At 64.1% G+C, this 21,193-nt stretch carries 21 protein-coding genes and 3 tRNA genes; 19 read left to right on the top strand and 5 right to left on the bottom strand.

What is annotated here, in order from left to right; translation table 11 throughout:
* Window positions 1-136: 136 nt before the first annotated feature.
* The 4 genes from surE to BCV67_RS17230 are packed head-to-tail and all read left to right on the top strand — an operon-like array spanning window position 137 to window position 2,994.
* Entirely contained in the window at window positions 137-916 is a 780-nt protein-coding gene (gene surE, locus BCV67_RS17215; protein WP_062168052.1) for a 5'/3'-nucleotidase SurE, read from the top strand.
* Window positions 913-1,590, top strand: a complete 678-nt coding sequence (locus BCV67_RS17220; RefSeq protein ID WP_062168050.1) for a protein-L-isoaspartate(D-aspartate) O-methyltransferase — start codon at window positions 913-915, stop codon at window positions 1,588-1,590. Before surE ends, BCV67_RS17220 begins: the two co-directional genes overlap by 4 nt.
* 19 nt (window positions 1,591-1,609) lie before the next feature.
* Window positions 1,610-2,224 carry a YqaA family protein gene (locus tag BCV67_RS17225; protein ID WP_062168048.1) on the top strand — a complete coding sequence of 205 codons (615 nt, stop codon included), beginning with the start codon at window positions 1,610-1,612 and terminating at the stop codon, window positions 2,222-2,224.
* Window positions 2,221-2,994: a peptidoglycan DD-metalloendopeptidase family protein gene (locus BCV67_RS17230; RefSeq protein ID WP_062168046.1), complete on the top strand. Its 774-nt coding sequence runs from the start codon at window positions 2,221-2,223 to the stop codon at window positions 2,992-2,994. The genes BCV67_RS17225 and BCV67_RS17230 overlap by 4 nt, the downstream gene beginning before the upstream one ends.
* A 421-nt stretch (window positions 2,995-3,415) precedes the next feature.
* Here the strand turns inward: BCV67_RS17230 and BCV67_RS17235 are convergent, their stop codons facing one another.
* Window positions 3,416-3,796 carry an Mth938-like domain-containing protein gene (locus BCV67_RS17235; protein WP_062168044.1) on the bottom strand — a complete coding sequence of 127 codons (381 nt, stop codon included), beginning with the start codon at window positions 3,794-3,796 and terminating at the stop codon, window positions 3,416-3,418.
* A gap of 16 nt (window positions 3,797-3,812) precedes the next feature.
* Entirely contained in the window at window positions 3,813-4,118 is a 306-nt protein-coding gene (gene yhbY / locus BCV67_RS17240) for a ribosome assembly RNA-binding protein YhbY (RefSeq protein ID WP_062168042.1), read from the bottom strand.
* A 64-nt stretch (window positions 4,119-4,182) separates the two neighbouring features.
* Here yhbY and rlmE point away from each other — a divergent pair, with 64 nt between their 5' ends.
* The 15 genes from rlmE to BCV67_RS17315 all read left to right on the top strand — a co-directional run bounded on the left by rlmE (window position 4,183) and on the right by BCV67_RS17315 (window position 19,282).
* On the top strand, window positions 4,183-4,815 hold the full coding sequence (gene rlmE / locus BCV67_RS17245) for a 23S rRNA (uridine(2552)-2'-O)-methyltransferase RlmE (protein WP_062168040.1): 633 nt from the start codon (window positions 4,183-4,185) through the stop codon (window positions 4,813-4,815).
* Between the two features lie 58 nt (window positions 4,816-4,873).
* Complete coding sequence (ftsH, locus tag BCV67_RS17250; protein ID WP_062168038.1) at window positions 4,874-6,799, top strand: ATP-dependent zinc metalloprotease FtsH; 1,926 nt, start codon at window positions 4,874-4,876, stop codon at window positions 6,797-6,799.
* Window positions 6,800-6,914: 115 nt separating this feature from the next.
* On the top strand, window positions 6,915-7,100 hold the full coding sequence (locus BCV67_RS17255) for a hypothetical protein (RefSeq protein WP_062168036.1): 186 nt from the start codon (window positions 6,915-6,917) through the stop codon (window positions 7,098-7,100).
* Between the two features lie 110 nt (window positions 7,101-7,210).
* Entirely contained in the window at window positions 7,211-8,107 is an 897-nt protein-coding gene (gene folP / locus BCV67_RS17260; RefSeq protein WP_062168034.1) for a dihydropteroate synthase, read from the top strand.
* A complete protein-coding gene (miaA, locus tag BCV67_RS17265; protein WP_062168032.1) occupies window positions 8,107-9,060 on the top strand; it encodes a tRNA (adenosine(37)-N6)-dimethylallyltransferase MiaA in 954 nt (317 codons plus the stop codon). The genes folP and miaA overlap by 1 nt, the downstream gene beginning before the upstream one ends.
* Window positions 9,061-9,152: 92 nt before the next feature.
* Complete coding sequence (hfq, locus tag BCV67_RS17270) at window positions 9,153-9,440, top strand: RNA chaperone Hfq (protein WP_057628256.1); 288 nt, start codon at window positions 9,153-9,155, stop codon at window positions 9,438-9,440.
* Window positions 9,441-9,454: 14 nt separating this feature from the next.
* On the top strand, window positions 9,455-10,765 hold the full coding sequence (gene hflX, locus BCV67_RS17275) for a ribosome rescue GTPase HflX (protein ID WP_062168030.1): 1,311 nt from the start codon (window positions 9,455-9,457) through the stop codon (window positions 10,763-10,765).
* Between the two features lie 467 nt (window positions 10,766-11,232).
* Window positions 11,233-11,727 carry a CinA family protein gene (locus tag BCV67_RS17280; RefSeq protein ID WP_062168028.1) on the top strand — a complete coding sequence of 165 codons (495 nt, stop codon included), beginning with the start codon at window positions 11,233-11,235 and terminating at the stop codon, window positions 11,725-11,727.
* A gap of 35 nt (window positions 11,728-11,762) precedes the next feature.
* Window positions 11,763-13,442 carry a 2-polyprenylphenol 6-hydroxylase gene (gene ubiB / locus BCV67_RS17285; protein ID WP_062168025.1) on the top strand — a complete coding sequence of 560 codons (1,680 nt, stop codon included), beginning with the start codon at window positions 11,763-11,765 and terminating at the stop codon, window positions 13,440-13,442.
* Window positions 13,443-13,493: 51 nt separating this feature from the next.
* Complete coding sequence (lexA, locus tag BCV67_RS17290; RefSeq protein WP_062168023.1) at window positions 13,494-14,141, top strand: transcriptional repressor LexA; 648 nt, start codon at window positions 13,494-13,496, stop codon at window positions 14,139-14,141.
* Between the two features lie 216 nt (window positions 14,142-14,357).
* The gene (gene recA / locus BCV67_RS17295) at window positions 14,358-15,395 is read left to right on the top strand and encodes a recombinase RecA (RefSeq protein WP_062168021.1); all 1,038 of its coding nucleotides are present in this window, start codon (window positions 14,358-14,360) and stop codon (window positions 15,393-15,395) included.
* A 131-nt stretch (window positions 15,396-15,526) separates the two neighbouring features.
* Window positions 15,527-16,009, top strand: coding sequence for a recombination regulator RecX (recX, locus tag BCV67_RS17300; protein WP_082746716.1), 483 nt, complete (start codon window positions 15,527-15,529; stop codon window positions 16,007-16,009).
* Between the two features lie 110 nt (window positions 16,010-16,119).
* Entirely contained in the window at window positions 16,120-18,771 is a 2,652-nt protein-coding gene (alaS, locus tag BCV67_RS17305) for an alanine--tRNA ligase (protein WP_062168017.1), read from the top strand.
* A gap of 139 nt (window positions 18,772-18,910) precedes the next feature.
* Window positions 18,911-19,114 carry a carbon storage regulator CsrA gene (gene csrA, locus BCV67_RS17310; RefSeq protein ID WP_055765406.1) on the top strand — a complete coding sequence of 68 codons (204 nt, stop codon included), beginning with the start codon at window positions 18,911-18,913 and terminating at the stop codon, window positions 19,112-19,114.
* 75 nt (window positions 19,115-19,189) lie between these two features.
* Window positions 19,190-19,282, top strand: a tRNA-Ser gene (locus BCV67_RS17315).
* A gap of 783 nt (window positions 19,283-20,065) precedes the next feature.
* On the opposite strand, the gene BCV67_RS17320 is transcribed toward BCV67_RS17315, so the two are convergent.
* The 3 genes from BCV67_RS17320 to BCV67_RS17330 form a co-directional block, all read right to left on the bottom strand.
* Window positions 20,066-20,142: transfer RNA gene (locus BCV67_RS17320), tRNA-Arg, on the bottom strand.
* 53 nt (window positions 20,143-20,195) lie between these two features.
* Window positions 20,196-20,272, bottom strand: a tRNA-Arg gene (locus tag BCV67_RS17325).
* A gap of 66 nt (window positions 20,273-20,338) precedes the next feature.
* Window positions 20,339-21,193, bottom strand: a complete 855-nt coding sequence (locus BCV67_RS17330) for an alpha/beta hydrolase family protein (RefSeq protein ID WP_062168014.1) — start codon at window positions 21,191-21,193, stop codon at window positions 20,339-20,341.

The raw sequence follows: 21,193 nt of genomic DNA on the forward strand, positions 1-21,193 counted from the left end.
GTGGAAAGTGCCACGGTGCATTCCGGTATCATGGCCGCTCAGGTCGGTCCGTCCCGGTGATGTACTAACCGGGGGTTCCGGCGATTGCGGCGATGAGTGGGAGCGCCGCGTGTTGATCCAGTAACCCAGGCCTTTAATGCGCGTACTTGTATCAAATGACGATGGTGTGGACGCCCCCGGCATCAAGATGTTGGCCGAGGAGCTTCGCAACGCCGGACATGAAGTCACCGTGGTGGCGCCGGACCGTGATCGTTCTGGTGCCTCCAACTCACTCACGCTCGATCAGCCGGTGCGTCTGCGCCGCATTGACCACTACACCTGTTCGGTTGCGGGTACACCCACCGACTGCGTGCATCTGGCGCTGACCGGCATGCTCGAATACGAGCCCGATATCGTGGTCTCCGGGATCAACAACGCCGCCAACCTGGGCGATGACGTGATCTATTCCGGCACGGTCTCGGCGGCAATGGAAGGGCGCTTCCTCGGCCTGCCATCAGTGGCGGTGTCGCTGGTTACGCACAAGCACGAAGCCAAGCATTTCCGCACCGCGGCCCGCGCCGCGGTGGAGATCGTGTCGCGGCTGATCGCCGATCCATTGCCGGCCGACACCATCCTCAACGTCAATGTGCCGGACCTGGCGTGGGAAGACATCCGTGGTTTCGAGGTTACCCGGCTGGGCAACCGTCACCGCGCCGAAGCCTGTATTCCGGCAACCGATCCGCGCGGAAATACCGTGTACTGGATCGGCCCGGCCGGCAGTGAGCAGGACGCCGGCCCCGGCACCGATTTCCATGCCGTGCGTACCGGGCATATCTCGATCACCCCGATCCAGGTGGATCTGACCCGCTATTCGGCATTGGAAAAAGTCGCCAGCTGGGTAGGCGGGCTGACCGACACCCTGGGGAAGCCGGAATGACGGCGCGCATGCGCCTGCAGCCGGAGGCTGTGGGTATCGGCATGACCTCGCAGCGGGTACGCGACCGCCTGGTGGATCGCCTGCGCGAAGTGGGTATCGCCGACGAAGCCACGCTCAACGCAGTGCGCGTGGTGCCGCGGCATCTGTTCATCGATGAGGCCTTGGCCTCGCGCGCCTACGAAGACACCGCCTTGCCGATTGGCCATGGCCAGACCATCTCCCAGCCCTGGGTGGTGGCGCGGATGACCGAAGTGGTGCTCGCCGTTGCACCGAAGAAGGTGCTGGAAGTAGGCACCGGTTCGGGTTACCAGGCCGCCATTCTTGGCGCGCTGGGGCTGGAGGTGTTCACGGTCGAACGCATCGGCGACCTGCTGCGGCAGGCACGCAAGCGCTTCCGCCACCTGGGCATGAACATCCGCACCAAACACGACGACGGCCGCGTCGGCTGGGCCGAACATGGCCCCTATGACGCCATCGTGGTGACTGCGGCGGCGCCGGCGCTGGTCGATGCCTTGATCGATCAGCTGGCCGTGGGCGGCCGACTGGTTGCGCCCGTCGGCGGGCCCGGTGGACAGGTGCTGTTGCAACTGACCCGTCAGGCAGATGGCACCATTGCCCAGGAAGAGCTGGCACCGGTGAGCTTCGTGCCGCTGTTGCCCGGCATGCTGGACTGAGAATAGGATTACTCACTGAATGAAGATTTTCGGGCCGTTATACGACCGCGCCATGGTCTGGGCCGCCAACGAGCGCGCACCCACCTATTTGACCGTGCTCAGTTTCATCGAGGCCATCATCTTCCCGGTGATGCCGGAGGTGATGCTGATGCCGATGTGCGTGGCACAGCCGCGCAAGGGCTGGCGGTTTGCAACGCTGAGCCTGGCCGGTTCCATGGCCGGTGCGATGGTCGGCTATGCGCTGGGCCATTACGCCTTCGAGGCCTTGAAGCCGGTATTCGAGGCCCTGGGCATGCTGCCGGCCATCGAGAGCGGCATCGCTACCCTGCAGGCGAAGATGGCGGAGTCGCCGTGGGCGGTGTTCACCTTCCTGGTGCTGGGCGGCTTCATGCCCATTCCGATGAAGGTCTTCACATGGGCCTCGGGTATCGTCGGCGTGCCACTGCCGCAGTATGTGTTGAGCATGCTGGTCGGGCGCGGCAAGCGGGTTTATTTGTTGGCGGCGGTGATCCGCTTCGGCGGCGCAAAAGCGGCCGAACGGTTACGACGCTGGATTGAGCCGTTGGGCTGGATCGCCACCGCATTGGTGGTGGGCCTGGTGGCTTGGCTGGTTTGGAGGGCTAAATTCGCATGAATGCAATGATGGTTGGCAAGGGATTGGGCAGGGCGCTGGCAGTGATGGCGGTGGTGTCGCTGGCGGCGTGCGGGACGGCCACGGTGGTGAAGCCTTCCGGCGGCAGTTCTGGCACTTCGGCCTCGACCACGCCGCGGACCTCGGTGGCCAAGCCTGGCCAGACCGCGGTTGTCCGTCGCGGCGATACCCTGTTCGGTATTGCGCGGATCAACAACATCACCCCGCGTGATCTTGCCGCGTGGAATGGCTTGTCCGAGCCGTACACCATCTACCCCGGCCAAGCGCTGCGGCTGTATCCGGGCGGTGCTACCGCCAGTCGGCCGGCGACAGGTGGCTCAGCGACGACCACGCGCCCGGCCACGACCCCGCCGGTTGCCACGCCTACCCCGGTCAACAGCGGTATCGCCTGGCGCTGGCCGGCCGAAGGTGCGCTGGTCGGCCGTTTCGTCGCCGGTGAGGCGACCAAGCAGGGCGTGGATATCGCCGGCAGCAGCGGCCAGGCGGTGCGTGCCGCGGGCCCGGGTGTGGTGGTGTATTCGGGCGCCGGCCTGGTCGGCTACGGTGAGTTGATCATCATCAAGCACAACGATCAGTGGCTGTCGGCCTATGGCCACAACCGCAAGCGCCTGGTCAACGAAGGGCAGAGCGTGAAGGCTGGCGACCAGATCGCCGAAATGGGCCGCACCGGCACCTCGCGCGACATGCTGCATTTCGAGATCCGCTACAACGGCAAGCCGGTCGATCCGCTGGTCTACCTGCCGAACAGGTAAGCACGCGCTGCCGGGGCAAACCCGGCAGCCCGCATCTGGGTAGCGCCGAGCCATGCTCGGCAAGGGCGGGGCCAGCGATATACCAGCATCTGCAGGGAGCGGCATGTAGGAGCGGCGTAAGCCGCGAAGCCGGCATCGCTGGATTACCCACAAGTCTGCCGTCTGCTTGCTCGGGTGCTTCGCGGCTTACGCCGCTCCTACAGAACGTGTCGCAGCTAAGCACGCGCTGCCGGGGCAAACCCGGCAGCACGCAAGGGGCGGGGCCAGCGATACGCCAGCACCTGCAGGAAACGGCTTGTAGGAGCGGCGTAAGCCGCGAAGCCGGCATCGCTGGATTACCCACATGTCTGCCGCCTGATTGCTCAGGTGTTTCGCGGCTTACGCCGCTCCTACAGAACCTGTTGCCGATATTGCTGCCGTTTTACGGCGCGTTTTCGAGAATAATGGCCATCACCACACGGCGGTTCTCGCCGGCCAGCACATTGAACGTGCGCGCGGCAGAGGCGTTGTTCATTACCTCGATGCCGATGCCGCGGGTCAGGCAGGCGGCCATGACCGCGGCTGGCGGGAAGATCTGCCTTTCACCCGTGCCCAGGATGACCAGGGCCGGGTTCTGCTCCAGCGCTGGCGCCAAGTGCTCGGCGCTCAGCTCGGCCACCGAGGTGACCGGCCAGTCTTCGATCAGCGTGTTGGGCGACAGGATGAAACTGCGGCCCAGTACGCGGTCATTCACCTTCGCCTGGCGGCCATCGGCCTGGCGCAGGGAGTAGATGTAATCGGGTAGTTCGCGACTGAGCTGCATGCTGCTTCCTCGCTGATCAGCCGCGCGGCAGTACGATCTGGCGCTTTTCCTTGGCCGGGCGGTAGAGCACGGCGACGTGGCCGATGCGCTGCACCAGGGCCGAACCGCTGGCCTGGATCATTTCGTCGATCAGGGCATCGCGGGCTTCACGGTCTTCGGCGGCAACCTTGACCTTGACCAGCTCGTGGCGCTCCAGCACCTCGTCCAGCTCGGCCAAAAAGGCCGGGGTGACCCCTTTGCCACCGATTTGCAGCAGTGCTTTCAGGTCATGCGCGATGCCGCGCAGGAATCGGTTCTGGGCCGAGGTCAGGACGATAGACATGCAGGACTACAGGTAATCAAGGGGGTTCAGGGTATCATGACCACCCCTGTGAGCCCCATTGCCAATGCCTTCCCGTAGCAAAAGTAGCCAGCGCTGGCTGAAAGAACACTTCTCCGATCCTTTTGTGAAAAAGGCCCAGAAGGAGGGCATGCGCTCACGCGCGGCCTACAAGCTGGAGGAGCTGCTGGAGCGTGACCGCTTGCTCAAGCCGCACATGGTGGTGGTCGATCTGGGCGCCGCGCCCGGTGGCTGGTCGCAGCAGGTGCGCAGGCAGATGGGTGATACCGGCCGGGTATTGGCGCTGGATATCCTGGAAATGCCGCCGCTGGCTGGCGTGGAGTTCCTTCACGGTGACTTCAGGGAACAAGACGTTCTATCGGCATTTGAAGCCATGCTCGGGAATCAGCCGGTGGACCTTGTGCTGTCGGATATGGCCCCCAATAAGAGTGGTATGGATGCGGTTGACCAACCGCGGATGATGCACCTGGCGGAGTTGGCGTTGGATTTTGCCGACAACCATCTCAAGCCGGGTGGGGCGTTCCTGATCAAGTTGTTCCAGGGCGTCGGCTTTGATGACTATGTGCGCGAAATGCGCCGCCGTTATGAAAAGGTCGCCATTCGCAAGCCGGACGCTTCACGCAAGCGTTCATCCGAGGTTTATGCCTTGGGGCAGGGCAAGCGCAGCCAGATAAAGTAAGCTCAACCATACGACGTATCAGAAATTAGTATCTAGAGGGACACCGGAGCCGATGAGGATGAACGACCTGACCAAGAACCTCCTGTTGTGGGTGGTTGTCGCCGTCGTGCTGATGGTGGTGTTCCAGAGCTTTGCCCCGCGCAGCGGTGCAGCGGCTGCTGGCGATGCCCGCAATTACACGCAGTTCCTGCAGGAAGTGGATGCGGGCCGGATCAAGTCGGTCGAATACACCGACAAGACCACGCTGACCACCAACCATCTGCGCTTCAAGCGTGCTGACGGTTCCGACGGTGCGCTGTATGCACCGGCCGATCCCAAGCTGCTGGATCAGCTGTATTCGAAGAATGTTGAAGTTGCCCGTCAGGAGCCGGCTGGCCCGAGTTTCTGGGGCATCGTGTTGCAGTTCCTGCCGGTACTGCTGCTGATCGGTTTCTGGATCTTCATGATGCGGCAGATGCAGGGCGGTGGCGGCGGTGCCAAGGGCGCGATGTCCTTCGGCAAATCCCGCGCCAAGCTGCAGGGCGAGGACCAGATCAAGGTCACCTTCGCCGACGTTGCCGGTTGCGACGAGGCCAAGGAAGAAGTCGGCGAGCTGGTCGAGTTCCTGCGTGACCCCTCCAAGTTCACCAAGCTGGGCGGCAAGATTCCGCGCGGCGTGTTGATGGTGGGCCCGCCGGGTACCGGTAAGACCCTGTTGGCCCGCGCCATTGCCGGCGAAGCCAAGGTGCCGTTCTTCGCCATTTCCGGTTCGGACTTCGTCGAGATGTTTGTCGGCGTCGGTGCCAGCCGCGTGCGCGACATGTTCGAGCAGGCCAAGAAGCACGCGCCGTGCATCATCTTCATCGACGAAATCGATGCCGTGGGCCGTCATCGCGGCTCGGGGATGGGCGGTGGCCATGACGAGCGCGAGCAGACCCTGAACCAGATGCTGGTCGAGATGGACGGCTTCGAGGGCGGTGAAGGCGTGATCGTGATCGCCGCCACCAACCGTCCCGACGTGCTGGACAAGGCGCTGCTGCGTCCGGGCCGTTTCGACCGTCAGGTGATGGTCGGCCTGCCGGACATCAAGGGCCGCGAGCAGATCCTGCGTGTGCACCTGCGCAAGGTGCCGGCCGCCGATGACGTGCGTCCGGAAGTGCTGGCACGCGGCACCCCGGGTTTCTCTGGTGCCGATCTGGCCAACCTGATCAATGAAGGCGCCCTGTTTGCGGCTCGTCGCAACAAGCAGGAAGTCGACATGAAGGACTTCGAGGACGCCAAGGACAAGATCTACATGGGTCCTGAGCGTCGCAGCATGGTCATGCGCGAGGATGAGCGTCGCAACACCGCTTACCACGAGTCCGGCCACGCCGTTGTCGCCATGTCGCTGCCCAAGGCCGACCCGGTGCACAAGGTCACCATCATGCCGCGCGGCTGGGCATTGGGCGTGACCTGGCAGTTGCCCGAGCACGACCACATCAGCAAGTACCGCGACCGCATGCTGGAAGAACTGGCAATCCTGTTCGGCGGCCGTATCGCCGAGGAGATCTTCGTAGGCGAGATGTCGACCGGTGCCTCCAATGACTTCGAGCGTGCCACCAAGCTTGCGCGTGGCATGGTCACCAAGTACGGCATGTCCGATGTGATGGGCACCATGGTCTACGCCGACGAAGAAGCCGGCTATGGCATGCACAGCAAGACCATTTCCGAGGCCACCCAGCAGAAGGTGGACGCGGAGATCCGTCGCATCCTCGACGAGCAGTACCAGGTTGCCTACAAGATCCTGGAAGAGAAGCGCGACATCGTCGAAGCGATGACCGCCGCGCTGCTGGACTGGGAAACCATCGATGCCGAGCAGGTCAAGGCGATCATGGAAGGCCGCAAGCCTTCGCCGCCGGCCGGTTGGGTGGACAAGGGTGGCAGCAACGACCGTGCAGACGGCGGCAAGGGTGGCGACGCCCCGCAGCCGGTAGCACCGATAACCGACCCTGCCGGCCAGCATTGAGCCAGCGGCGTTGAATCGACGAACAACGGGCCGGTTTTCCGGCCCGTTTTTTTTATGCGTCGGCCGCCATGCTGGGCGAGAATGGCCACATTCTGTTCTTCCCTGGCCATGCCCCATGAATGCTTCCCCGCCGCCCAAGGCGCCCTCGGCCAATGTGCCGGAAATGATCATCGCCACCGTCGCCGGCGTCGGCTTCGGGGTGAAGACCGATAATTTCCTGGCCGGCATCTTCATCGGCGTGGTGCTGGGGGTGATCCTGAGCCTGATCGGCAGCCGCATCCGCGCCCGCAACAAGCAGTAAGGCAGGCGTTGTCACTTGTCCCGGCGTGGCTGCAACGGAGCCGGTGGCGGCATGTGAGCGCGGCCTGTGGCGGCTTAAACTAGCTGCTGTTGCCGTTGGCAGGAGTGCCCATGTTTGATGTTGTCCCCACCCTGGAATGCGGCGGCCTGACGCTGCGGCTGGATCGGCCGCAGGTAATGGGCATCGTCAATGTCACTCCGGATTCGTTTTCCGATGGCGGCCAACATGCCGATACCGCAACCGCCGTTGCGTATGCTCTGGCGCTGGTGGAGCAGGGCGCCGACCTGCTCGACATCGGCGGCGAATCCACCCGTCCCGGCGCAAGCCCGGTGTCGGTGCAGGAAGAAATCGATCGGGTTGTGCCGGTGATTGAAGCCCTGGCTGCGCGGGTGCCGGTGCCGCTGAGTGTGGACACCTTCAAGCCGGAGGTGATGCGCGCCGCGCTTGCCGCCGGTGCGCACATGATCAACGACGTGCAGGCCCTGCAGCAGCCCGGCGCGCTGGAAGCGGTTGCTGCCTCCAAGGCGGCGGTGGTGCTGATGCACGCGGTTGGCGGGCCGTACGACGCCGGCGTTGCGCAGGACTATGTCGATATCGCCGGGGATGTGCAGCGGTTCCTCGCCGAGCGCATTTTCGCCGCTGAGATGGCCGGCATCGGGCGCAAGCGGTTGCTGCTAGACCCCGGCTATGGCTTCAACAAGGACACCGCGCAGAATTTCGCCTTGCTGGCGGCGCAGGCGCGTTTGAACAGTCTGGGTGTGCCGCTGCTGGCGGGCTTTTCGCGCAAGCGCTGCATCGGCGATGTCACCGGCCGTGCGCTGGCTGCCGAACGCGTGGCCGGCTCGCTGGCGGCACATCTGCTGGCGGTGCAGAACGGCGCGATGATGGTACGCGTGCATGACGTGGCCGCAACCGTGGATGCGCTGAAAGTGCTCGCAGCGGTGGCTGCGGTACCCGCGCCGCGCGCCGACAGGCCTGCCGTGCCACGCTGGCCGGACGAGGAGTGATGGGCGTCGATCAACGGCCATTGGCCATCGCCCTGATGGGGCCTACCGCCTCGGGCAAGACCGCAGCGGCCATTGCCTTGGCCAAGGCCTATGACGGTGAGATCGTCAGCGTCGATTCGGCGCTGGTCTACCGTGGCCTGGAGATAGGTGCGGCCAAGCCTGACGCCGCCGAACAGGATGGCATTCCCCACCATCTGCTGGACCTGCGTGATCCCTGGCAGACCTATTCGGCCGCCGAGTTTTCGGCCGATGCAACGGCGGCGGTGCGTGACATCGTCGCGCGCGGCAAATTGCCGATACTGGCTGGTGGTACCGGCCTGTATTTCCGCGCCTTGCTGCAGGGGCTGTCACCGATGCCAGAGGCGGACCCGGCCACGCGCGCAGCGATTGCCGCCGAGGCCGAGGCCTGCGGCTGGCCGGCCCTGCATGCCCAGTTGACGCAGCTGGACCCGGTGGCCGCCGCGCGCATCCATGCCACCGATCCGCAGCGCATCCAGCGGGCGTTGGAGGTGTACCGCCTGACCGGCAAGCCGATCAGCTATTGGCAGGCATTGCCGGGTATCGCCCGGCTGCCGGCGCGCGTGCTGAAACTGGTGCTGGCCCCGGCCGAGCGTGCGGTGCTGCACCAGCGCATCGAACGCCGCTTCGACCTGATGCTGGAGCGCGGCTTTCTGGACGAGGTACGGGCGTTGCGGGCACTGCCACAGATGGCGGCGGTGGCAGCGCCACTGGACCTGCCGGCGGTACGCGCGGTGGGTTACCGGCAGGCCTGGCAGTTCCTGGATGGCCAGGGCAGCGCGGCTGAATTCCGCGACAAGGGCGTGTTTGCCACCCGCCAGCTGGCCAAACGGCAGCTCACCTGGCTGCGTGGGGAGCTGGATGCGCGCTGGTTCGACCCGATTCGGGACATGTCCGGTGTGCGGAAGGCGGTTTCCCGCTTTCTGGAAGGCTGAGCGAGCGCGCGGCGGTGTACCATCAGGGTTCCGGGCGGGCAGGGGACGCCGCCATCAGTCCGGTTCATAAAAACAATAACGAGGAGTAGACGATGTCCAAGGGGCAGTCTTTGCAGGATCCGTTTCTGAATGCCTTGCGCCGCGAGCGCGTGCCGGTTTCGGTCTACCTGGTCAATGGCATCAAACTGCAGGGCACGATCGAATCGTTCGATCAGTTCGTGGTGCTGCTGCGTAATACCGTCAGCCAGATGGTCTACAAGCACGCCATTTCCACGGTGGTGCCGGCGCGCAATGTGCGCGTGGGTCCGGGTGGTGGTTACGTGCAATCGGGTGATGGAAGCCAAGCAGCTGATGACGAAATTGACAACGACAACGAATAAGCAGGTGGTGGCGCATGTTTGACCGCTCGAAAAAGGGCGAACATGCGCTGTTGATCCAGCCGCATGTTGGCCGGCTGGAAGAAGATGTGCTGGAGGAATTCACCGATCTGGCGCGTTCGGCCGGGGCAACCATCGCCGCGACGATAAGTGCGCGCATGGACCGGCCCAATCCTTCGACCCTGATCGGCAGCGGCAAGCTGGAAGAGGTGAAGGCTGCGGCCGATGCCACCGGTGCCGACCTGGTGCTGGTCAATCACCAACTCAGCCCGGTGCAGGAGCGCAACCTTGAGCGCTACCTGGAGCGGCGCGTGATCGATCGCACCGGCCTGATTCTGGACATCTTCGCCCAGCGGGCGCACAGCCACGAGGGCAAGCTGCAGGTCGAACTGGCGCAGTTGCGGCATATGTCCACGCGGCTGGTGCGCGGTTGGACCCATCTTGAGCGTCAGCGCGGTGGTTCCATCGGTTTGCGTGGCCCGGGTGAAACCCAGCTGGAAACCGACCGCCGCCTGTTGCAGAAGCGGGTGGAACAGCTGCAGAAGCGGCTGGAAAAGGTTGAAGTGCAGCGCACCCAGATGCGCCGTGCACGGGTCCGCAGCGAAATGCCGCGTATCGCTCTGGTTGGCTATACCAATGCCGGCAAGTCCACCCTGTTCAATGCGCTGACCGGTGCCGAGGCCTACGCCGCCGATCAGTTGTTTGCCACCCTGGACCCGACCGTGCGGCGGATCACGCTGCCTGGCGGCAATGCGATGCTGGCCGATACCGTCGGCTTCGTACGCAACCTGCCGCATGACCTGGTCGCCGCATTCCGGTCGACCCTGTCCGAAGCACGCGAAGCGGATTTCCTGCTGCATCTGGTCGATGCCGCCGACCCGTTGCGCGAGGAGCGCATCGCCCAGGTCGATGAGGTATTGGAAGCGGTAGGTGCGGGCGATCTGCCGCAGCTGCTGGTATTCAACAAGATCGACCGTATCGAAGGTGCCGAAGTGCGCCACGACGCGCAGGACGGTGTGCCGGACGAGTCGCGCCGCGAACGGGTATGGGTTTCCGCCCGTGACGGCCGCGGACTGGAGCTGTTGCAGTCGGTGCTGGGCAAGCGCCTGGGCCTGCAGCATGTCACCGGCAGTGTGCGCCTGCCGCCTAGTGCCGGCCGCCTGCGTGCACGCCTGCACCAGTTGGAAGTCATCCGCAGCGAGCAGGCCGATGACGACGGTTGGCTGGTCGAGGTGGATGTTCCGATCGCCGAGGCCGAGAAGTTGGCCTCGAGCGAGGACGGCGCGGTGATCAAGCCGTTGTTGCCGGAAAAGCTGCCCGAGTGGTGAGACCGGGGCTTGCCGGTTGAGCTGATGAGGGAACGACAGCCGGCCATTGGCCGGCTGTCTTGTTGCAGGCCGGACCGAACCCGCAGATAGTGCCGCCGCATGACCCGCTTGTTGTTTGTGGGTGCGGCATAAGCCGCGAAGCTGGCAAAGTGTCAGGCGGCAAACTGCTGGCGATTCCCGCACTCTCAGCTTCGCGGCTGACGCCGCTCCCACAGCTCCCCCAGCTATGTGAACCCGGAACGACGTTGCCAGTGCGCAGCCCTCTTTTTGTAGGAGCGGCGTAAGCCGCGAAGCCGACACATTGTCAGCCCGCAAAACGGCGTATGGCCCAACTACATCAGCTACGCGGCGAATCCCGCCAGCACGCAATGCTGGCCCACGCGCAGGACAGGCCAACGGCTGTGCCCTGACAGCCAAGCCTGATCTGCGGTAAAACGTATTAGTCCCCCGCGAACCCCGCTGCCGCAATGTCCAATCCAACCGATGCCGACCTCAATGCCCAGGCCGCCGCGCTTGGCGAGCGCCTGCAGCAAGCCTCGCTGCAACTGGTAACCGCGGAAAGCTGCAGTGGCGGCTGGATCGCCAAGAGCATGACCGACATTGCCGGCTCCTCGGCATTCTTCGATTGCGGCATGGTGGTCTACAGCTACGAGGCCAAACAGCGCCTGCTCGGCGTGCGCGCGCAGACGTTGGAGCAATACGGCGCGGTGAGCCGCGAAACCGTGCTGGAAATGGTGGCCGGTGCCCTGATCAATTCCGGCGCGGGCATCGCGGTGGCGGTCACCGGTATTGCCGGTCCCGGCGGTGGCAGCCCGGACAAACCGGTGGGCAGCGTCTGGATAGGCTGGAAGCGGCGCGGCGGCTATGCCCGCGCGCAGTTGTTCCAGTTCGACGGCGACCGTGATGCCGTCCGCAGGCAAACCGTGGGCGCGGCACTGTACGGCATCGCCGAACAACTGTGACATGCTGGCCCTGCCACCAAGTGGGGTAATCATCGATGTGGGAAACACTGGGCACCGTCCGTGATCTGGGCCGGCTGCAGGAAATTGCCGGCGTTCTGATCCGTTATGGTTTTGGCGACGTGGTGCGCCGCATCGGGCTTGCCTCGGTGCTCGAGCGCGCCGGTCGTCTGGTGCGTTGGAACGACAGCCAGCAGATGTTGCGGATGACTGCGCCGGTGCGTGTGCGCAGCGCGATGCAGGAGCTCGGGCCGACCTTCGTCAAGCTTGGCCAGGTGCTGGCCACCCGCGTGGATCTGTTGCCGCCGGAGTGGATCGCCGAACTGTCCGAGCTGCAGAACGCGGTGCCGGCACTGCCGTACGCGGCCATCCGCGAGCAGTTGGAGGCCGATCTCGGCGCGCCGCCCGCGCAGGTGTTCGCCTTCCTTGATGAGATGCCGATGGCTGCCGCCTCACTGGCGCAGGCCCATCGCGCGCGCCTCCACGACGGGCGCGAAGTCGTGTTGAAAATACGCCGCCCCGGCATCCGCGATGTGGTCGAGGCGGACCTGCGCCTGTTGGCGCGGCTGTCGGAGATCGTCGAAGCGCGGCTGCCGGACCTGCGCCGCTATCGCCCGGCCGAAGTGGTGCAGCAGTTCACAACGTCACTGCGCAGTGAGATGGATTTCGCCGCTGAATGCCGCAACGCCGAGCGCATCGCGCGCAATTTCGAAGGCCGCGACGACATCCTGATTCCCAGCGTGCATTGGCAGTGGACCTGCGAAAGCCTCAACGTGCAGGACTTCGTCGATGGCATTCCGGGTCGCAGGTTGGAGGCGGTTGACGCCGCCGGCCTGGACCGTGCGGCGTTGGCTCGGCGCGGTGCCGATATCGTGCTGAAAATGGTGCTGGAAGACGGCTATTTCCACGCCGATCCACATCCGGGCAACATCTTCTACATGCGCGACGGCCGCATCGGCGTGATCGATTTCGGCATGGTCGGCGCACTGTCCGAAGCGCGCCGCTTCCAGGTTGCACAGCTGCTGCATGGGCTGGTGGAGCAGGAGCCGCAGGCGGTGGCTGATGTGCTGCTGGACTGGGCGGGCGGTGTGGAAGTGGATGAAGCGCGGCTGCAGCAGGACATCAGCCAGTTCGTCGACCAGTACCGTGGCGTGCCACTGAAGGATCTGCGCATCGGCCTGATGCTGGGCGATATCACCCAACTGCTGCGCAGCTACAGCCTGACCTTGCCGGCCGACCTGGCGTTGATGATCAAGGCCTTCCTTACCCTGGAAGGCATGGGCCGGCAGCTGGATCCGCAGTTCGACATGGCCAGTGCCGCGCGGCCGTTCCTGGAGCGGGTGGTGATGCAGCGCTACGCGCCCAAGGCGCTGTTCAAACGCGGCCGGCGCAGTTTGCTGGGAATGCTGGATTTCGCGGGTGAACTGCCGCGCGACCTGCGCCGGCTGGTGCAGGCCGCGCGCCGCGGCCAGCTCAAATTGAAGGTGGAAACCAATGCGCTGCAGGGCTTCGGCGACCAGGTCAACCGCGCCGCCAACCGCTTGGTGGTGGGGGTGATCACCGCTGCCCTGATCATCGGCTCCTCGATCGTGATGCACAGCGTGGGCGGGCTCTCCAGCCGTTGGTTCCTGGCGCTGGGACTGGGCGGGTTCGTGGGCGCCGGCATCTGCGGGGTGTGGATCCTGTTCTCGATACTGCGCAGCGGACGACACGACTGATTCGCAGAAGGGGGCTTGCAGTTCTTTTTGTTAGTAGTAATACTACTAACCATGAACCTGACCGACACCCAGCAGGCCATCCTTGACTTGATCGCCGAGCGCATCGAGGCCGAGGGCATGCCGCCATCGCAGACCGAAATCGCCCGCGCCTTTGGTTTCAAGGGCGTACGTTCGGCCCAATACCACTTGGATGCCCTGGAAGCCGCGGGCGCCATCGAGCGTGTCCCAGGGCGTGCGCGTGGCATTCGCCTGGTGCGCCAGGAAGGCGAGAGTGCGCCGGACCCGCACACGCCTGTGCAGGCCGCCAACGATGATGTGCTGCGCCTGCCCATCCTCGGCCGGGTCGCCGCTGGCCTGCCGATCGGCGCGGATATCGGGTCGGACGACTACGTGGTGCTGGACAAGGTGTTTTTCTCGCCGGCGCCGGATTACCTGCTCAAGGTGCAGGGCGATTCGATGATCGACGAGGGGATTTTCAACGGCGACCTGATCGGCGTGCACCGCACCCGCGACGCGCTGTCCGGGCAGATCGTGGTGGCGCGTATCGATGACGAGATCACCGTTAAGCTGCTGAAGATCGCCAAGGACCGCATCCGCCTGTTGCCCCGCAATCCCGACTACGCACCGATCGAAGTCCTGCCCGACCAGGATTTCTCCATCGAGGGGCTGTACTGCGGCCTGCTGCGGCCCAACCGCTGAAACGGGCGGATTTGAAGCTTGAGGCTTTGAATCCGCGCATTTCGCAGCCGTAACTGTCTGTTTCTCTTACGTGGGGCGGGTGTTTGGGCTGCTGTCGGTATCCTTGTCGGCCCAATAATTTTGTCGTCTCGGCAGCAGTCTCAGCCTGTGCGATACGACTCCCCTACAGTGGACCCCATGACGAAATCAACGAAATCAACCCCGAGGACGAACACGATGGACGAGAACAAGAAGCGCGCGCTCACTGCCGCACTGAGTCAGATCGAAAAGCAGTTCGGCAAAGGCTCGGTGATGCGTATGGGTGACCGTGTTGTCGAGCCCGTCGAGATCATCCCAACGGGCTCGTTGATGCTGGATATCGCACTGGGCATTGGTGGCTTGCCGAAGGGTCGCGTGGTTGAAATCTATGGCCCGGAATCCTCGGGCAAGACCACCCTGACCCTGCAGGCGATTGCCGAGTGCCAGAAGCTGGGCGGCACCGCGGCCTTCATCGACGCCGAGCACGCCCTGGACCCGATTTACGCCGCCAAGCTGGGCGTCAACGTCGACGACCTGCTGCTGTCGCAGCCGGACACCGGCGAGCAGGCCTTGGAAATTGCCGACATGCTGGTGCGTTCCGGCTCGGTCGACATCGTGGTGGTCGACTCTGTCGCCGCGCTGACCCCGCGTGCTGAAATCGAAGGCGAAATGGGTGACCAGCTGCCGGGCCTGCAGGCACGTCTGATGAGTCAGGCGCTGCGCAAGCTGACCGGCAACATCAAGCGCTCCAATACGCTGGTGATCTTCATCAACCAGCTGCGCATGAAGATCGGCGTGATGATGCCGGGCCAGAGCCCGGAAGTGACCACCGGCGGCAACGCATTGAAGTTCTACGCCTCGGTGCGCCTGGACATCCGCCGTATCGGTGCGATCAAGAAGGGTGACGAGATCATCGGCAACCAGACCAAGATCAAGGTGGTCAAGAACAAGCTGGCACCGCCGTTCAAGCAGGTCATCACCGAAATCCTCTACGGCGAAGGCATTTCCCGTGAGGGCGAGCTGATCGACATGGGTGTGGATGCCAAGCTGGTTGAGAAGGCTGGCGCCTGGTACAGCTACGGCGAGGAGCGCATTGGTCAGGGCAAGGACAACGCCCGCGGCTACCTGCGCGACAACCCACAGGTTGCGGTTCGCCTGGAAGCCGAGCTGCGTGAGAAGTTCCAACCTACCGAAGCGGCGCGCGAAGAAGGCGACGACGAGGACGGCGAGGAGTGATTTTCCCGTGGGAGCGGGCGGCGCATCGTCAGTGACGTCGCCCGCTTCTGCGGCATTTTGTCCGGAGACCCCGCGGCAGGGATGGCGCGGGGTTGGGCCTTACCGGGGTAGGGTGTGGTGTGATGACCGAGATGGATGACCAGCCTGCGCGCAAATCCAAGCGTGGCCGTGAGCAGACGCCGTTGCAGCGGGCCTTGGGTCTGCTGGTCAGGCGCGAGCATTCACGCAAGGAGCTCGGGCGCAAGTTGAAGGCACGTGGTGTTGACCCGGAAGCGGTCGACGCGGCAGTTGCCCGCCTTGCTGAAGAAGGCTGGCAGGACGACACGCGTTTTGCCCAATCCGTGGTGCGAAACCGCGCCGGTAGCGGCTATGGGCCGCTGCATATCCGCGCGGAGCTGGGCACCCATGGGCTGGACAGCGAGCAGATCGAGGCTGCGATGGCCTCGTTTGAAGGCGATTGGACTGAAAACGCACGTGAGCTGGTATGCCGCCGTTTTGGTGCCAATGGCCCGGAAGACCTTGCACAGCGGCGCAAAGCCGCGGATCTATTGGCCAGGCGTGGGTTTGATGGCAACTGTATCCGCCAGGCCAGCCGTTACGACCCAGAGGACTGAGTGAGGACTGGGCGGGCTGGGCCTGCTACCCTTTCAGGGTTTCGGTTGTCCCGAATTCCCGCGCCTGTACAGGCTGCCGGGACCCGTCTGCCAGCTTATCGCCAGTCCCCATGAATACACCTGCCAAATTTACGACCTCCCAGATCCGCGCTGATTTCCTCGAATTCTTCAAGGGCAAAGGCCACACCATCGTGCCGTCCGCGCCCCTGGTGCCGGGCAATGACCCGACCCTGCTGTTCACCAACTCGGGCATGGTCCAGTTCAAGGACGTGTTCCTGGGCGCGGAAAAGCGCAGCTACGTGCGCGCTGCCGACGTCCAGCGCTGCCTGCGCGCCGGTGGCAAGCACAACGACCTGGACCAGGTCGGCTACACCGCCCGCCACCACACCTTCTTCGAAATGCTGGGCAACTGGTCCTTCGGTGATTACTTCAAGAAGGACGCCATTGCCTGGGCTTGGGAGCTGCTGACCCAGGTCTGGAAGCTGCCGGCCGAGCGCCTGCTGGTCACCGTGTACCAGACCGATGACGAGGCCTACGCACTGTGGCGCGACATGGTCGGCATCCCGGAAGACCGCATCGTGCGCATCGGCGACAACAAGGGTGCGCCGTTCGCTTCGGACAACTTCTGGCAGATGGCCGACACCGGCCCCTGCGGCCCCTGCACCGAGATCTTCTTCGACCATGGCGATCACATCGCCGGTGGCCCGCCGGGTTCGCCGGATGAGGATGGCGACCGCTTCATCGAAATCTGGAACCTGGTGTTCATGCAGTTCGATCGCCAGCCCGATGGCTCGCTGCAGCCGCTGCCGGCGCCGTGCGTGGATACCGGCATGGGCCTGGAGCGCTTGGCGGCGATCCTGCAGCACGTGCACACCAACTACGAGATCGACCTGTTCCAGGCGCTGATCCGCAAGGCTTCCGAGCTGACCGGCATGGCTGACCTGGAAAACAAGTCGCTGCGCGTGATCGCCGATCACATCCGCGCCTGTTCGTTCCTGATCGTCGACGGCGTGCTGCCGTCCAATGAAGGCCGCGGCTACGTCCTGCGCCGCATCATCCGCCGCGCCCTGCGCCATGGCTGGATGCTGGGCGTGCGCCAGCCGTTCTTCAGCAAGCTGGTTCCAACCCTGATCGAGCAGATGGGCGAGGCCTACCCGGAATTGCCGGCACAGGCCGACACCGTGGTGCGTGCATTGCTGGCCGAAGAAGAGCGTTTCGCTGAAACCCTCGATTCGGGCATGAAGATCTTCGACGACGTCGCGGCCAAGGTCAGTGATGGTGTCATCCCCGGCGTGGACGCATTCCGTCTGTACGACACCTATGGCTTCCCGGTCGACCTGACCGCCGATATCGCCCGCGAGCGCGGGATGACGGTGGACATGGCTGGCTTTGATGCCTCGATGGAACACCAGCGCGAAACCGCGCGTGCTGCCGGCAAGTTCGGCGGTGGCGTGACCTTGCCGGCCGAACTGGTCGCCACGCTGTCGCCGACCGTGTTCCTGGGCTACGACGCGCTGCAGGCCGATGGCCTGAAGGTCGTCGCGCTGATCAAGGATGGCCGCCCGGTGGACGCCGTGCAGGCTGGCGACGAGGTCATCGTGTTCACCGCGCAGACCCCGTTCTACGCCGAGTCCGGTGGCCAGGTGGGTGATACCGGCGTGCTGTCGGCTGCCGGTGTGAAACTGGCGGTCAGCGACACGCAGAAGTTCGCTGGCCAGTTCCACGGCCATGTCGGCAAGCTGGAACAGGGTGCGCTGAAGCTCGGTGACGTGCTGGCCGGTGCGGTGGATGCGTCGCGTCGCAGCGCCACCATCCTCAATCACTCGGCTACCCACCTGTTGCACGCCGCCTTGCGCGAAGTGCTGGGCACCCACGTGCAGCAGAAGGGCTCGCTGGTGGCGCCGGATCGCCTGCGCTTCGATTTCTCGCATTTCCAGCCGATCAGCGCCGAAGAACTGGCGGTCATCGAGCGCAAGGTCAATGAGCAGGTGCGCGCCAACAACGCCGCCGAAGTGCACAACATGGGCATGCAGGAAGCGCTGGACTTCGGTGCCATGGCGCTGTTTGGCGAGAAGTACGGTGAAAACGTGCGCGTGCTGAAGATGGGCGACTACTCCACCGAGCTGTGCGGCGGCACCCACGTGTCACGCACCGGTGATATCGGCCTGTTCAAGATCACCTCCGAGGGCGGTGTGTCTTCGGGCGTGCGTCGTATTGAAGCGGTGACCGGGCAGGGCGCGCTGGATTACGTCGCCGACGAGGAAGCGCGACTGCATGAGGCCGCACAGCTGCTCGGCGGCAGCGCCGGTGATGTGGTCGACAAGATCCGCCAGCTGGCCGAACGGCAGAAGAAGCTGGAACGCGAGCTGGAGTCCCTCAAGGCCAAGGTTGCCTCTGGCGCGACCGCCGACCTGGGCGGCTCGGCGGTAGATGTGGCCGGGGTCAAGGTGCTGGCCGTGCGCCTGGAAGGCTTTGATGCCAAGGCGCTGCGCGACGCGGTGGACCGCCTGAAGCAGCAGCTGGGTGACGCTGTGATCGTGCTGGCGGGCGTGCAGGACGGCAAGGCGGCGCTGGTTGCGGGTGTCAACGGCGCGGCGGCGGGCAAGGTCAAGGCGGGCGAGCTGTTGGCGCACGTGGCTGCCCAGATCGGTGGCAAGGGCGGTGGTCGTCCCGACATGGCTCAGGGTGGCGGTGAGGATGGTCCCAAGCTGGTGACGGCCCTTGAGGGCGTCCTGGCATGGGTCAAGCCACATCTGGCCTGAATGTGACAAGCCTGGCACCTTGTAGGTGTTTGCGCCCTGACGTTAACATTGGGAGTCTTTTCCCTTTGTCGTGGGGCGCATAGCTAGAAGCGCGCCAATGCCGGCGGGAAACCCTGCCGGTTCCATGGAGATTTGCAAAATGTTGATCCTGACTCGCCGAGTAGGCGAAACCTTGATGATCGGCGACTCGGTCAGCGTGACCGTGCTCGGCGTCAAGGGCAACCAGGTACGTATCGGTATCACCGCTCCGAAGGATGTGGCGGTGCACCGTGAGGAGATTTTCCAGCGTATCCAGCGTGGCGATGAGCCCGCAGCCCCCGGAAGTGAAGAAACTTCCGAATAAGGGTTTACCTTTCACCTCGTTTAACGTTATTCTTCGCGCCCCGCTTCGGAATACACGCGGCGGGGCAAAAGAAACGGAGTGATGCCCGAGTGGCTGAAGGGGCTCCCCTGCTAAGGGAGTATAGGGTTAAAAGCTCTATCGAGGGTTCGAATCCCTCTCACTCCGCCAGTTTCAAAAAAGCCCCTGAAAAGGGGCTTTTTTGTGTCTGTTGGTTTTGTCGCTGTGCCTGCTGTTGGTGAGTTCTGTTTCGATGTGCTGGTGCGCCGCGCGCTTTTGTAGGAGCGGCATCAGCCGCGAAGCTCACGGACGATCAGATTGCTGGGCCTTGAGTTCAATAGGGCCGGTGTAGCGGCATATGTGGCCCTCTGCGGGATCGGTGTTGTCCCCGGGTGTTGCGGTGAGTGGCGATGCGCTGTGGCGACGCTTGTAAGGCCTCTGCCGAGCATGGCTCGGCACTACAGAGCTGTGTGCTGCGCTGGGGTGCCTGCGTGCTTCTGTGGGAGCGGCGTAAGCCGCGAAGCTCGCGGGCGATCAGATTGCGGGGCCTTGGTGAGCTTAATAGCACCGCTGTCGCGGCTTATGTGGCTCTCTGCTGGGCTGGGCGCGTGGTGACAGGCCGTGCGTTGCGGCGTTGCTCTTAAGGCCTCTGCCGAGCATGGCTCGGCACTACAGGGCTGCGTGCTGCGCTGAGGTGTCTGCGTGCTTCTGTAGGAGCGGCATAAGTCGCGAAGCTCGTAGGTGCTCAGGTGGCGTGCGGGTGGCTTCGGTATGGCCAGCTTCGCGGGATCGGCATTGCCGGGAGGGCCTCTGCCGAGCATGGCTCGGCATTACAGTCGACGTTGGTTATGCGGGGCGCTGGTGCTCGCGTCAGGCGCTGTTTTGTCCGGCCTGATTATCCATCCGCAAAACGCACATAAAAAAACAGCAGGCAATGCCTGCTGTTTTTGGTATTGGTGCGCTCGGAGAGATTCGAACTCCCGACCACCTGGTTCGTAGCCAGGTACTCTATCCAACTGAGCTACGAGCGCTCAACATTGCTGTTGTAGTTTGAAGCGGTGCGGATTATATCCGCGTTCTGACATGGTGCGCTCGGAGAGATTCGAACTCCCGACCACCTGGTTCGTAGCCAGGTACTCTATCCAACTGAGCTACGAGCGCGTCGTTGCCAGGAGCGAGATTATGCGGATATGAGCCGTTTGCGTCAACGCTTTTTGTGAAAATTTCTTAATCTTCGGTATGAATCAGTGCCTGGGCCACCTTCTGTGGAGATTTCATCCAATGGAAGTGATCGGCAGGCACGCCCAGGTCCGCGGATGACAGTATCTGCAGCTGGTGTGCAGACGCCGGAAGCTTGGCCAACAGATGCTGCATCGAACTGACCGGCGCCAGCCAATCGCTGTCCATCACCACGGCGCGCGTCGGCGCGGTGATGGTGCGCATGCAGGCTTCCAGGTCGATCGGCAGGTTGTGGGCGGCGTAATGATTGCTCAGGCCGACGCGGGCCCAGTCGCGTATCAATCCGCGCGCCTCGGTGCCGCCGAAGCCGACGCGACGTCCGGGCAGGGTGCCGTTGCGTTGTGCCAGCCAGGGCAGGAAGCGATACGCCAAGGGCAGCAACCAACCGCGCGGCGGCGGGAAGCTTCGCCACCATGGCGTGCCGCTGGCAACCAGCCATAGTGCGTCCAGCTCGGCGTCACGCAGGCCTGCATAACAACAGCTGAGCTGGCCGCCGAGGCTATGGCCGCCCAGCTGCAACGGGAGCCCGGGCAGAGTGCTGTGCACGGCGGCTTCGGCGGCGGGCAGGTCGAGCTGCAGCAGTTCCTTGTAACCCCAGTCGTGGCTGCGATCAGGGCGCAGGCTGCTGCTGCCGTTGCCGCGCCATTCGTGCAGGAAGACGGCAATGTCGTACTCGGCCAGGGCTTGCGCGAACGCCTGGTAATGGCGTGCAGCAACGCCCAGTGCCGGCAGCCATAGCAGGCAGGCGCGCGGCTGGGCGGGGAGGTAGGCCAATAGTTCGAAGCTGTGGCCATCGGCGCTGCTGACGGGCAACGCGGTGGGTTGGCGGGGCGTCGTTTCCAT

The sequence above is a fragment of the Stenotrophomonas nitritireducens genome (assembly GCF_001700965.1).
In the GTDB taxonomy this organism is placed as follows: domain Bacteria; phylum Pseudomonadota; class Gammaproteobacteria; order Xanthomonadales; family Xanthomonadaceae; genus Stenotrophomonas; species Stenotrophomonas nitritireducens_A.